Annotated in this window: 10 protein-coding genes; 5 read left to right on the top strand and 5 right to left on the bottom strand. The window is 66.9% G+C overall.

Annotated elements, in window-relative coordinates:
- Positions 1-8: 8 nt before the first annotated feature.
- From pflB to pflA, 3 genes are all read left to right on the top strand, one after another.
- Positions 9-2099, top strand: a complete 2091-nt coding sequence (gene pflB / locus BQ7391_RS06070) for a formate C-acetyltransferase (protein WP_075279783.1) — start codon at positions 9-11, stop codon at positions 2097-2099.
- 150 nt (positions 2100-2249) lie between these two features.
- Complete coding sequence (gene grcA3 / locus BQ7391_RS06065) at positions 2250-2498, top strand: autonomous glycyl radical cofactor GrcA3 (protein ID WP_075279782.1); 249 nt, start codon at positions 2250-2252, stop codon at positions 2496-2498.
- A gap of 149 nt (positions 2499-2647) precedes the next feature.
- A complete protein-coding gene (gene pflA / locus BQ7391_RS06060; RefSeq protein WP_075279781.1) occupies positions 2648-3490 on the top strand; it encodes a pyruvate formate-lyase-activating protein in 843 nt (280 codons plus the stop codon).
- Positions 3491-3499: 9 nt separating this feature from the next.
- Here pflA and BQ7391_RS06055 read toward each other — a convergent pair whose 3' ends face one another.
- The 3 genes from BQ7391_RS06055 to BQ7391_RS06045 form a co-directional block, all read right to left on the bottom strand.
- Entirely contained in the window at positions 3500-4606 is a 1107-nt protein-coding gene (locus BQ7391_RS06055; protein WP_075279780.1) for a DUF4179 domain-containing protein, read from the bottom strand.
- Positions 4603-5103 (bottom strand): RNA polymerase sigma factor, encoded by a 501-nt coding sequence (locus BQ7391_RS06050; protein WP_075279779.1) that lies wholly within the window; start codon positions 5101-5103, stop codon positions 4603-4605. Before BQ7391_RS06050 ends, BQ7391_RS06055 begins: the two co-directional genes overlap by 4 nt.
- Before the next feature lie 172 nt (positions 5104-5275).
- On the bottom strand, positions 5276-6304 hold the full coding sequence (locus tag BQ7391_RS06045; RefSeq protein ID WP_075279778.1) for a 3-deoxy-7-phosphoheptulonate synthase: 1029 nt from the start codon (positions 6302-6304) through the stop codon (positions 5276-5278).
- 431 nt (positions 6305-6735) lie between these two features.
- Here BQ7391_RS06045 and BQ7391_RS06040 point away from each other — a divergent pair, with 431 nt between their 5' ends.
- Positions 6736-8184, top strand: coding sequence for a C69 family dipeptidase (locus tag BQ7391_RS06040; protein WP_075279777.1), 1449 nt, complete (start codon positions 6736-6738; stop codon positions 8182-8184).
- A gap of 98 nt (positions 8185-8282) precedes the next feature.
- Here BQ7391_RS06040 and BQ7391_RS06035 read toward each other — a convergent pair whose 3' ends face one another.
- The gene (locus BQ7391_RS06035) at positions 8283-10211 is read right to left on the bottom strand and encodes an oxidoreductase (protein ID WP_075279776.1); all 1929 of its coding nucleotides are present in this window, start codon (positions 10209-10211) and stop codon (positions 8283-8285) included.
- A 223-nt stretch (positions 10212-10434) separates the two neighbouring features.
- On the opposite strand from BQ7391_RS06035, the gene BQ7391_RS06030 reads away from it, so the two are divergent.
- On the top strand, positions 10435-11001 hold the full coding sequence (locus BQ7391_RS06030) for a TetR/AcrR family transcriptional regulator (protein WP_075279775.1): 567 nt from the start codon (positions 10435-10437) through the stop codon (positions 10999-11001).
- A 168-nt stretch (positions 11002-11169) separates the two neighbouring features.
- Here BQ7391_RS06030 and BQ7391_RS06025 read toward each other — a convergent pair whose 3' ends face one another.
- Complete coding sequence (locus BQ7391_RS06025; RefSeq protein WP_075279774.1) at positions 11170-12228, bottom strand: hypothetical protein; 1059 nt, start codon at positions 12226-12228, stop codon at positions 11170-11172.
- Between the last annotated feature and the right edge of the window lie 288 nt (positions 12229-12516).

Here is a 12516-nt window from a genome sequence, read left to right as displayed (position 1 = left end):
CGTGAGCAGTGAGTCAGCAGGAGGCCTGGGCCGGCTTTGTCGGCGGCAACTGGGAGCACGAGATCGACGTTCGTGACTTCATCCAGAAGAACTACACCCCCTACGACGGCGACGAGTCCTTCCTCGCCGAACCCACCGAGAACACCACCAAGCTCTGGGACGAGGTCATGGGCCTCTTCGCCAAGGAGCGCGAGGCGGGCGGCGTCCTCGACATGGACACTGACCTCGTCTCCACGATCATCTCCCACCCCGCGGGCTACATCGACCAGCCCCTCGAGAAGATCGTCGGCCTTCAGACCGAGAAGCCGCTCAAGCGCGCCCTCATGGTCAACGGCGGCATCCGCATGGCCGTGGCCGCCTGCAAGCAGAACGGCTACGAGGTCGACCCGGAGATCGTGAACATCTACACGAACTACCGCAAGACCCACAACGCCGGCGTCTTTGACGCGTACACCCCCGAGATGCGTGCCTGCCGCCACAGCCACATCATCACCGGCCTGCCCGACGCCTACGGCCGCGGCCGCATCATCGGCGACTACCGCCGCGTCGCCCTCTACGGCGTCGACCGCCTCATCGAGGAGAAGAAGGCCGAGCACGCCGGCACCCAGAAGACCATGAACGAGGCCACGATCCGCCACCGCGAGGAGCTCGCGGAGCAGATTCGCGCCCTCCAGGAGCTCAACCAGCTCGGCAAGATCTACGGCTTCGACATCTCCAAGCCGGCCAAGAACTTCCAGGAGGCCGTCCAGTGGCTCTACTTCGGCTACCTCGCCGCGGTCAAGGAGCAGAACGGCGCCGCAATGTCCATCGGCCGCAACTCCACGTTCCTCGACATCTACGCCGAGCGTGACCTCAAGGCCGGCGTCATCACCGAGTCCGAGGCCCAGGAGATCATCGACCACCTCGTCATGAAGCTCCGCATGGTGAAGTTCGCCCGCACCCCCGAGTACAACGAGCTCTTCTCGGGCGACCCGCAGTGGGTCACCGAGTCGCTCGGCGGCATGGGCGTCGACGGCCGCTCCATGGTCACCAAGACCGCCTTCCGCTACCTCCACACCCTCGAGAACATGGGCACCAGCCCCGAGCCCAACCTCACGGTGCTCTGGTCCACGCGCCTTCCCGAGGCCTTCAAGCGCTACTGCGCAAAGATCTCCATCACCACGAGCTCCATCCAGTACGAGAACGACGACCTCATGCGCGTCTACCACGGCGACGACTACGCGATCGCCTGCTGCGTCTCCTCCATGCGCATCGGCAAGGAGATGCAGTTCTTCGGCGCCCGCGCCAACCTCGCCAAGTGCCTCCTCTACGCCATCAACGGCGGCCGCGACGAGAAGACCGGCGAGCAGGTTGGCCCGAAGTTCCGCCCGGTCGAGGGCGACTACCTCGACTACGACGACGTCGTGTCCAAGTACCGCGACATGATGGGCTGGCTCGCCGGCGTCTACGTCAACGCGCTCAACATCATCCACTACATGCACGACAAGTACTGCTACGAGCGCCTGCAGATGGCCCTGCACGACGAGCACGTGCACCGCTGGTTCGCCACGGGCATCGCCGGCCTCTCCGTCGTGGCCGACTCCCTCTCCGCGATCAAGTACGCCAAGGTCAAGGTCATCCGCGACGAGACGGGCCTCGTCACCGACTACGAGGTCGAGGGCGACTTCCCCAAGTACGGCAACGACGACGACCGCGTCGACCGGATCGCCCACGACGTCGTCGAGGTCTTCATGAAGTTCGTGCGCGAGACCGACACCTACCGCAACTCCGTCCCCACGACCTCGATCCTCACGATCACCTCGAACGTCGTCTACGGCAACGCCACCGGCAACACGCCCGACGGCCGTCGTGCCGGCGAGCCCTTCGCCCCGGGCGCCAACCCGATGCACCGTCGTGACACCCACGGCGCCGTGGCGTCGCTCGCCTCCGTCGCCAAGCTCCCGTTCAAGGACGCCCAGGACGGCATCTCCAACACGTTCTCCATCGTGCCGAACGCCCTCGGCAAGAGCGATGCCGTCATGTTCGACGAGCTCGACCTCGACGCCCTCGGCGTGGACATCCAGATCGAGAACCCCGCCCCCGACTGCGGCTGCTGCTAGGCCCCTGCGAATTGGGGACAGTCCCCAATTCGCAGATTCGTGCGGGCGGATTCGATAAATGTCACTGATTAGGTGTCAGTTATCGGGTACACTGTGGTTACAGGAGGGTCGCCCCGCTCCGGGGCGACCCGCACGAGAAAGGATTCCATCATGAGCGCAATCTCTTCCGCCGAGCAGATCGACAATCTCGTCAGCATGATTGATGGCTACGTCGAGGAGGGCGGCCACCACCTCAACGTCAACGTCTTCACCAAGGAGACCCTGCTTGACGCCCAGGCCCACCCCGAGAAGTACCCGCAGCTGACCATCCGCGTCTCCGGCTACGCGGTGAAGTTCAACTCCCTCACCAAGAAGCAGCAGGACGACGTCATCTCCCGAACCTTCCACGAGGCGATGTAAGGTCAACCTGACCTGTCCGTAGGGCGGGCCGGGAGATTGCTCTGCAGAGTGCCTCGCGCCTTTCGGCGCTCAGGAACTCTGCTCCGCAATCTCCCGGCCCGCTTCTGTCTATCATGGTTTCATAACGTGTCTGGGTGGAAGGTGCGGATGTGAGCGTTCGAACCGGCGAGAAGGGCGGCGCGGATAACCTGGCCGTCACAGGAAGGCTGCACTCGATCGAGAGCTTCGGGACCGTCGACGGGCCCGGCACGCGGCTCGTGGTGTTCTGCCAGGGCTGCCCGATGCGCTGCCAGTACTGCCACAACCCCGACACCTGGGAGTTCGGCCGCGCCGACGGCACCGGCCCCGGCACCGACGTCACCGTGGCGGAGGTGCTCGAGCGCTTCGAGCGCAACCGCCCGTTCTACAGGTCGGGCGGCCTCACCGTCACGGGCGGCGAGCCCATGGCCCAGCCGAACTTCGTGGCCGCCCTCTTCGAGGAGGCGCACAAGGCGCCTGCGGGGCGCATCCACACCTGTCTGGACACCTCTGCCGCCACCTTCTCCGCAGCGCACGCAGAGCGCTTCTCGCGGCTTCTCGACGCCACCGACATGGTTCTTCTGGACATCAAGACCTCGGACCCCGTCCTGCACGAGCGGCTCTGTGGCATGCCCGCGAGCCACGCGCTCGAGCTCGGCGACGAGCTGGCGCGCCGCGGCATACCCATGCTCGTCCGCCACGTCATCGTCCCCGGCCTCACGGACTCCGAGGAGGAGTGCGCCGCCGTGGGCCGCATCATCGGCGAGTGGGACAACGTCGTGGGGCTCGACTTCCTCCCCTACCACACGCTCGGCAAGTCCAAGTACGAGAAGCTCGGCATCCCCTACCCGCTCGAGGGCGTGAAGGCCATGGAGGCCGCGCGTGCAAAGGAGCTGCGCGAGGTTGCGCTGCGCGCCTTCGCGCGGCGCCGTTCGGAGCGCCGGGGAGGACGACGCCCCGAACGGCGGGGCTAGGCCCGGAAGCTACGCGGCAGGCACGAGCGTGGCCGCGTGGGTCTCCTCCCCGCTGAGCGGGTCGCCCACGGCCCCCGAGATCTCGACGCTCACGACGTCGGAGACGTTGACCAGACGTGTGAACGTGTACTTTACGGTCCTATCCTCAAGTAGGTTGGCGGTGTAGTAGTTCATGTCTGCGGACTCATCGCCGTCGGACACGACCACATACGTGCTGCCGTCTGCCAGGTGCAGCACGACCTTGTCCGTGCCAGACTCCCCTCCCGCCTTCCACGCGGCGTCAACGTGAATGCTGAAGGGGCTCACCGTGGCAACGCTTCCGTCTTCTCCGGCGAACTCGCGCGCACCCACGACCTTGCTAGGGACGAAGGCATCCGAGCACTCCTCCAGGTTGGCGTAGTCGGGAGGCACGGTTCCGTTTTCGTCAACCTCACCCGTGTGCCACGAGAGCGACCAGAAGACGCCAGAGAGCACGTTGTCGAGCGATCCAAAGGTCGAGAAGTACACGGTTCCTCGGGCGGCGGTATCCGTGGAGAGCTCCTGGTCATAGACCCACCTCGCGTCAATGAGCCCGGAGACGCCCTCGCCGGTCGAAAACATGCCGAGAGAGTCGAGGGGGGCGTCATCGGCGGGCACAAACTCCACTGGCAGGCCGTACTCCGGGTTGTTCTGGAGCCCGTCCGGGTTCTCCAGCGTGAAGCTTGCCACACCACAGCCGTTCTCGTCGACGAGCATGTCCTCTATGGTGAGCGTGTAGCCGTTGCCCGTGACGGAGAGCCCCACGGCCTCCACGGAGGAGGCAAGGTCATCGGAAACGGCCGCGGGGTCGAGCGAGCCATACTCCTGGGAGTAGTTGTTGCCCATGTAGCTCCACTCGACCCTCCCGTCGGTGCCGTGATCGCCCCACACCCTGTCGAAGAAGTCTCCGCCGGCCACGGCATAGGCGACGCCCCCGGTGGCGAGCACCCCCGCCACCGCCACGCCGATCACCGCAGCCGCGGGCAACGGCCCCCTGCCTCGCCGACATCCCGCCGACGCTCGCTCCATCACGCGCTCGTAGGTGTCCTCGGCGGCGTGCATGCGCTCCATCGCCTCATGCAGCTCATTCTTCCTCATTGCACGACCTCCATCTCCCTATGGGGAATACCGTCGGCTTCCAGCATCTTCCGCAGGCGAGCCCGCGCCCGCGCGAGCCTCGTGCGCACCGTCGCGGCAGGCACGCGTAGCATGCTCGCAACTTCGCCGGTCGAGAATCCCGCGTAGTAGTGCAGCACCAGCGGGACGCGGTACTTCTCGGGCAGACGCATCACGCTCGTGAGCAGCTCGACGTGCCCGCGGCTCGGCATCTGAAGCGAGTTTGCGTACCGCTCGATGTCCTCGACGCGACGCCACGGCCGCCGGAAGAGCGACCGGCACTCGTTCACGCACACCCGCACGAGCCAGTTGCGCTGATGCGCCTCGCTCGCAAAGTCACCCTCATGCCGCAGGAGCTTGATAAAGACGTCCTGCGTCACGTCATCCGCGTCGGCCGCGTCGCGCAGATAGGTGTACGCGATGCGGAACACGAGGTCGCGGTTCTTCTCGACCGCTTGTCGAAACTCATCGTCCTGCACGCATCCCCCTCTCTCGTGTCTTCCACCTTGGTCCCTCGCACGAGATACGCCTGGAGAGGGCGGATTGTTTCAGGCTGCCTCAAGTTTCCGGGGCAAGCGAAGCCAGACAGATGGGGCGCGGCCGGCCACAAGACCGACCGCGCCCCCTTCGGGCATATTCGGGCACGAGGCGCTACGCGCGCTCCGCGATCTCCTTCACCAGGCGCTCGGTCTTCTCCCAGCCGAGGCAGGCGTCGGTGATGGACTTGCCGTAGACGGTCCCGCCCACGGGCTGGTTTCCGTCCTCGAGATAGGACTCCACCATGAAGCCGCGCACGAGGCGGCGGATCTCGGGCGCGCGGTGCATGGAGTCGAGCACCTCGTGGCAGATGCGAATCTGCTCCAGGGGCCGCTTGCCCGAGTTGTCGTGGTTGCAGTCGATGACGGCAGCCGGGTTCTGGAACTTGTCGGCGGTGTACTTCTCCGCCAGGCGCTCGAGGTACTCGTAGTGGTAGTTGGGGTAGTTGATGCCGTCGAGACCCACGTAGCCGCGCAGCACCGCGTGCGCGAGGGGGTTGCCCGTGGTGTTGACCTCCCAGTTGCGGAAGATGAAGGTCTGGCGCTGCTGCGCGGCGTAGATGGAGTTGAGCATGACGTCGGTGGAGCCGCCGGTGGGGTTCTTCATGCCCACGGGCATGGGGACGCCGGAGGCCACGAGGCGGTGCTCCTGGTTCTCCACGGAGCGCGCGCCCACCGCGATGTAGGCCAGAAGGTCGATGAGGTACTGGTAGTTGGTGGGATAGAGCATCTCGTCGGCGGTGAAGAGGCCCGTCTCCTCGACCACGCGCACGTGCATGCGGCGGATGGCCTTGACGCCCTCGAGCAGGTCGTCGCCGGACTCGGGGTCGGGGTTGTGGAGCAGCCCCTTGTAGCCGATGCCCTTGGTGCGCGGCTTGTTGGTGTAGACGCGCGGGATGACGAGGATGCGGTCCTCGACCGTCTCTGCGAGCTTGGCCAGGCGGGTGACGTAGTCCAGCACCGAGTCCTCGCGGTCCGCCGAGCACGGGCCGATGATGAGCAGCAGGCGCTCGTCCTCGCCGCGCAGAATCGCGGAGACCGCCGCGTCGAAGCCCGCCTTTCGCTCGGCCATCTCGGCCGAGAGCGGCATCTCGGCGCGGATGTCCTTGGGGATGGGCAGAAGGCGCTTGAACTTCATCGACATGCGGGCTTCCTCTCACGATTGGGCGAACGCCAACGAATTATTGCGCTCGGACGCCCCCAAGGCAACGCATGGAGCGAGTTCGTTACACAATGATGCCCTTCGCGCGACGTCGTCATGGCCCCTCGGAGATGCAATCAGGGGGGTAGTGCGAAGAAATGCCGCCGGCCCATGCAATCACCGGGATAGTGCGAAGCCCCCTCGCACATGAGTCACGTATCGCATCTCCCACGAGCAGGAAATATATTGAATCTAATTAGATGCGACGCAGCAAAAAGGCCATTCGAGGCCAAAATCGCTTCGCACTATCCCGGTGATTGCAGGTGAGCGCGGCGTTCTTTCACACTATCCGCCCAACTGCACGCCGAGAGCCGGCTCGGCGCTGCGAGACGCTACCATGGGACCCGGAAGAAACTCGTCCCCGAGGAGGCGCCATGCCCTGCACCACCATTCTCATCGGCAAGAAGGCGAGCTACGACGGCTCCACAATCGTGGCCCGCAACGAGGACTCACCCAACGGCGAGTTCTGCCCCAAGCGCTTCGTCTCCCGTCCCGCCCCCAAGGCCGGAGACGTCTACAGGAGCGTGATTTCGCACCTGGAGATCGAACTGCCCGAGGACGGCGTCCGCTACACCGCCGTCCCCAACGCCGACCTCAGGGAGGGCCTCTGGGAGGAGGCCGGCTTCAGCGCCCGCAACGTGGGAATGAGCGCAACTGAGACCCTCACCACCAACGAGCGCGTGCTCGCCGCAGACCCGCTCGTGCGCTACGACAAGGAGGCCGGCACGCCCGGCGGCATCGGCGAGGAGGACATGGTCACGCTCGTCCTCCCCTACATGACGAGCGCCCGAGACGGCGTGCTGCGCATGGGCGCGCTGCTCGAGCGATACGGCACCTACGAGATGAACGGCATCGCGTTCTCTGACGCGGACGAGATCTGGTGGATGGAGACCGTGGGCGGCCACCACTGGATCGCCCGCCGCGTGCCGGACGACTGCTACGTCACGATGCCCAACCAGCTCGGCATCGACGACTTCGACCTCGAGGACGCGTTCGGCAGGCAGGAGGAGCACCTCTGCTCCGCCGACCTGCGCGAGTGGATGGCGGCCAACCACCTGGACCTGACGATCGGCGTCTCGGCCGGGCACTTCAGCCCGCGCGACGCCTTCGGCAGCCATTCCGACTCCGACCACGTCTACAACACGCCGCGCGCCTGGGCCATCCAGCGCGCCCTCAACCCGCACGCCGGCCCCTGGGACACCGCCGCGCCGGCCGCCGACTTCGGCCCCGAGAGCGACGCCATCCCCTGGTGCCGCGAGCCGGAGCGCAAGCTCACCGTCGAGGACGTCAAGTACGTGCTCTCGCTCCACTACCAGGGCACGCCATACGACCCCTATGCCGGAGGCGAGCGGGCGGGCCTCTACCGCCCCATCGGCATCAACCGGAACAGCCAGCTGGCCGTGCTTCAGCTGCGCCCCCACGTGGCTCCGGAGCGCGCGGCGCTGCAGTGGGTCGCCTACGGCAGCAACGCCTTCAACGCGCTCGTGCCGCTCTACGCCAACGTCGACGAGACCCCGGCCTACCTCGAGGACACCACCACACGCGTGACCAGCGAGAACTTCTACTGGGCAAACCGCATCGTCGGGGCGCTCGCCGACGCCGCCTACGGGTCGTGCCTCCCGCACGTGGAGCGCTACCAGCAGGCGCTCACCTCCCGCTGTGCCGCGCTCGTGCGCGCGTGCGACGCCGAGGGCGGTGACCTCGTCGCATGCAACCAGGCTATCGCCGACGAGTGCCGCCGGCAGACCGAGGCCCTTCTCGACAAGGTCCTCTTCGAGGCGAGCATGCGCATGAGAAACGGCTTCTCCCGCAGCGACAGCTAGCCGGCAGGCCGTCCCGGAGAAAGATGCGGCGGGGCGAGAAGGGCCTGACGCTGGTCCTTCTCGCCCCACCGCCTGCCGCATCGAGAGGCGTCCCGGGCCTACTCCATCACGCGGATGGCGTGATAGCCCTCGTGGACCGCGGTGAGGATCTTGCGCGGCGCCACGGCATCGCCCACCACGGACAGGTCATCGACGAGGCCATCGAGCTGGTCCTCGAGCTCGTTGTTGGAGCGGTAGCCCGCCGCGATGATCACGGTGTCGGCCGGGACGCTCACGGTCTGCCCGTCCTTCTCGTAGACGACGGCGTCATCGGTGACCTGCGTCACCTTGGCGCCGCACGCCTTGTTGACGCCGCGCTCCTCGAGCATAGCCTTGAGCGCCTGGTCGTTGTTCAGGCAGTGGCCGGCCGTGAGCAGGACGTCGTCGAGCATCTCGACGATGGTCACGTTCTCGGCCTTCTCGGCCATGAACGCCGCGGTCTCGCAGCCCACGAGGCCGCCGCCGATGACCACGACGTCCTTGCCGGGCTCGCGCGTCCCCAGCAGGTAGCCGTCGGAGACCTCGGCGCGCTCGATGCCCGGGATGGGCGGCACGACGGAGTGGGAGCCGCATGCCAGGACGACCTTGTCGGCGCCGTAGGCCGCGATCTCGGCCGCGCTGGCGTCCTTGTTGTAGACCACGCGCACGCCGAGCTTGTTGACCTGCGTCCTCATGTAGTCGATGAGGCGCAGCACGTCGTGCTTGAACGTGGGCGAGCCGGCGGCCCAGAGGTTGCCGCCGAGCCGCGAGCTCTTCTCCCAGAGCTCGACGTCGTAGCCGCGCTCGGCCGCGGCGATGGCGGCCTCCATGCCACCGGGGCCGCCGCCGACCACGAGGACGCTGCGCATGTCGTCGAGGTCTTCGACGGGGGCGGGCAGCGCGTAGTCGCGCTCGGCGTAGCACTGCGGGTTCACGGCGCAGTAGTAGTGCTTGCCGGAGAAGCCGGCCAGCAGGCACTCGTTGCAGCCGATGCAGGGGCGGATGTCGTCGACGCGGCCCTCGCGGACCTTGTTGGCCCACTCCGGGTCGGCGAGCGTCTGGTGCGCCAGCACCACGTAGTCGAGGGTGCCGTCCTCCACGGCGGCCTCGGCGCGGGCCGGATCGAAGAGCTTGCCCTGCCCGAAGACCGGCACGCTCACGGCGTCCTTGATGGCGCGGACCACGCGCAGCTGGTGCCCCTCGGGGGCGTAGACCGTGGAGATGGCCTTGTACCACGCCTCGTAGCAGCCCACGTCAACGTGGAGCGCGTCCACGCCTGCGCCCTCGAGGATCTTGGCCATCTCGACGCCCTCGTCGAGCTCTCGGCCACCGGGAACGCCGTGGTACGGCGTGAACTTCACCTGGACGGGGAAGCCCGCCGGGACGTTCTTCTTGATCGCCTCGATGCACTCGAGCGTGAAGCGCATGCGGTTCTCGAGCGAGCCGCCGTACTCGTCCGTGCGGTCGTTCCACATCGTGGACTGGAACTGGTCGAGCAGGTAGCCGCCGTAGGCATGCAGCTCGAGCGCGTCGGCGCCGGCGGCCACGGCCAGCGAGGCGGAGTAGCCCACGCGCTCCACCAGGTAGGCGATGTCCTCCTTGGCGAAGGGCTTGCAGATGAGGCTCGGGAACCAGAACGAGGGGCACGCGCCGGCGGAGTACGGCGGCGTGAAGGGGTCGGTGAACTGCTGGCGGCCGAGGCCCGGGGAGAGCTGCACGCACACCTTGGCGCCCCAGTGGTGGCAGCGGTCGATGAGCATGTTGAGGCGCTCCACGTGGTGGAAGTTGCTGAGCTCGGTGCAGGGGCGCGGCTCGTACTTGGTGGAGACCACGTTGGCGCCGGTGATGATGAGGCCGCAGCCGCCCTTGGCACGCTCCTCGAAGTAGTAGACGCCGTCCATGGTGTAGGCGCCGTCCGCCTCACCGGTCGTGCCCATCGGGCCCATGACGATGCGGTTCTTGAGCCGCATGTTCCCGATCTGGGTCTTCTCGAACAGCCTGTTTGCCATGCGTCCTCTCGCTTTCCCCTCGGTTTTACCACGGTAACGCCTTTCGTTACCCGAGTTAAAGCTACACCTCGAGGGGCGAGCGGGGCGCGGCGAGGACGGCTTTTCGGCGGGCGTCGCGTTTCGCGCCGCGGCCGTCTTCTCGAGGGCGGCCGCGAACGGCCGCGGTGTAAAGTAGGTCGAACGACCCGCCGCGTGACCGGCCCCCACGACGCGAGGAAGACGCATGAACCGCACCATCATCTCCGCTCAGGCGCTCCGGCTCTTCCAGGAGCGCGGCTACGAGAACGTGACCGTCCAGGACATCTGCGACGCGTGCGAGATAACCAAGCCCACCTTCTATCGCTACGTGCCCTCCAAGGAGGAGCTCGTGCTGGAGGTCTACGACGACATCACGATCCGCCTCTCGCAGCGGCTGCTCGCCGTGGCGGGGTCGGGCAACTACTGGGAGCAGCTCGTCACGTGCTTTGACACCCTCTACCAGGAGAGCTCCAAGCTGGGGGCAGGCCTTTTCAGCCAGGCCATGATCGCCAACCTGCAGGAGGACCGCCACACCTTCGACATGCGCCCCTACCTCACCGAGGTCGCGGTGGACATCATCCGCCGCGCGCAGGAGGCAGGCCAGGTGCGCAACCTCGCGCCAGCCGAGCGGCTCTACGAGGCCGCGTCGCACATGTTCAGCGGCTACGAGCTCCTCTGGTGCATCCGGCGCGGCGCCACCAGCTGGCGCGAGGACCTTCTCGCCAGCCTCGAGGCGATCTTCGAGGTCCCCGAGGAGTGGCGCGTGAGATAGGCCTGGCGCGCCGTTCTTGCCCGCGCGTCCTTCTCGTTCTCGCCAGCACGCTCTTCTCGCCAGCGCGTCCTACTCGCCGAAACAGAGCCAATCGACAAAAGCGTGCCCTCGGGGACGTCATTTTGTCGATTCGCTCTGTCTGGGCGCCAAGGCATGCTCGGGAGCAGCCTACGCAGCCACGAGCTCCGTCGCCAGCACCCTCCAGCCGCCAAGCTGCATCAGCTCCGCACGCCTGGTCGTGAACGGGGGCGGGTCCGTCGGGTCGCCCGATCGCCTCGGAACGCCGAACGAGTCAAGCAGGGAGCCGAGAAGGACGGGGTCGCGCGCCACGTCGTAGCCAAATCGCACGACCGCGGGGCGAAGCGCCGAGAGGTGAGACTCGCGCAGGCGCTCGTCCTGCAGCACTCGTACCGTGCTGCGGCCACCCATGAGCTCGGGACGCTCGGTCTTCTGCCTGCCGTCCATCTCTCCGATGATGACGGACCCATCAGGAAGCAGCCAGAGGAAGTCGACGCGGAACCACGTTCCCGGCTCAACCGGATCCTCAATCCACACCTGCAGCTCAGGAGGCTCAAAACCGGCCTCGAACATCGTCCAGCGGGCGATTGACTCCCCTCCGCTCTCGGCGCGCGCGTCGGCGAGGGCGGCGACGCGCGTCGCCCCGCGCACCCCGCGTCGGCCACGGTGCGCCGAGCACAGGTAGTCGACGACCTGGTGTGCAGACGCCTGGCTCAATCGGAGCGCCCGATCAACGACTGCCAGTGCGTCAGGAGGAGGAAACGCCACGAGACAGTCGAAGACGGTCCTCCAGAACGACGTCACGGGAAGCCCTTGGGCGAGCGCAGGACCCTCGGGATCGCTCACACAGCGTCGGATGACGCCCGGAACGGACTTGTCATGCGAGCCCCGCCCCGCCGTCACCCACACGTGCGTGAGCAGCCCCCACGTCACCGGAAGGCCATACGCAACCGCGGCCGACGCCTCGCAGAAGCGCCAGTCCGGATGGCGCGCGGCAAGCCCCCGCATGAGCCAGAGCGACCGCTCCGCGGGGTTGAGCCGTCTCCAGGTCCCTCTGCGGACGAACTGTCCGGAAAGCGGCTGCGTCAGCTCGAGCCCGCGGCGCAGGAGCGCCTTGCGGTCCTTCTCGCCCGGCGGCACCAGGGAGCTCTCCCCGCGCTCCGCCGCGTCCAGCAGCGCATCGATTCGTCGTCTCACTGCCTCGCCCATCGTCCCTCCCTCGTCCGGGCCACCGGACCTCCATTGTTCCCCCGGACGAGGGCGCATCCGCGACTCGACAAAAAGAACGCGGGGTCTCTGGTACGTTTCCGGACAGCATGGGAATTCGAGCGCGCTTTCTCGACGCAACGCATACCGCCGTCGACGCGCCGTCGGCCCCTCTCGCCTTGCGCGACGCCGTCCCTTCTCGCTGGCCCCTCCTCGCCGAAACAGAGCCAATCGACAAAAGCGTGCCCTCGGGGGCGTCATTCTGTCGATTGGCTCTGTCTGGACGCCGGG

This window comes from Thermophilibacter provencensis, from assembly GCF_900128445.1.
Lineage (GTDB): Bacteria > Actinomycetota > Coriobacteriia > Coriobacteriales > Atopobiaceae > Thermophilibacter > Thermophilibacter provencensis.
The sequence above is the reverse complement of the archived record's forward strand: the minus strand, read 5'-3'. Positions and strand labels throughout refer to the sequence as shown.

Excerpts from the sequence above, each read along its gene's own strand:
- grcA3 (WP_075279782.1), top strand. The coding sequence starts at position 2,250 with ATGAGCGCAATCTCTTCCGCCGAGCAGATCGACAATCTCGTCAGCATG.
- BQ7391_RS06045 (WP_075279778.1), bottom strand. The coding sequence starts at position 6,304 with ATGTCGATGAAGTTCAAGCGCCTTCTGCCCATCCCCAAGGACATCCGC.
- BQ7391_RS06035 (WP_075279776.1), bottom strand. The coding sequence starts at position 10,211 with ATGGCAAACAGGCTGTTCGAGAAGACCCAGATCGGGAACATGCGGCTC.
- BQ7391_RS06025 (WP_075279774.1), bottom strand. The coding sequence starts at position 12,228 with ATGGGCGAGGCAGTGAGACGACGAATCGATGCGCTGCTGGACGCGGCG.
- BQ7391_RS06055 (WP_075279780.1), bottom strand. The coding sequence starts at position 4,606 with ATGAGGAAGAATGAGCTGCATGAGGCGATGGAGCGCATGCACGCCGCC.
- BQ7391_RS06040 (WP_075279777.1), top strand. The coding sequence starts at position 6,736 with ATGCCCTGCACCACCATTCTCATCGGCAAGAAGGCGAGCTACGACGGC.
- BQ7391_RS06030 (WP_075279775.1), top strand. The coding sequence starts at position 10,435 with ATGAACCGCACCATCATCTCCGCTCAGGCGCTCCGGCTCTTCCAGGAG.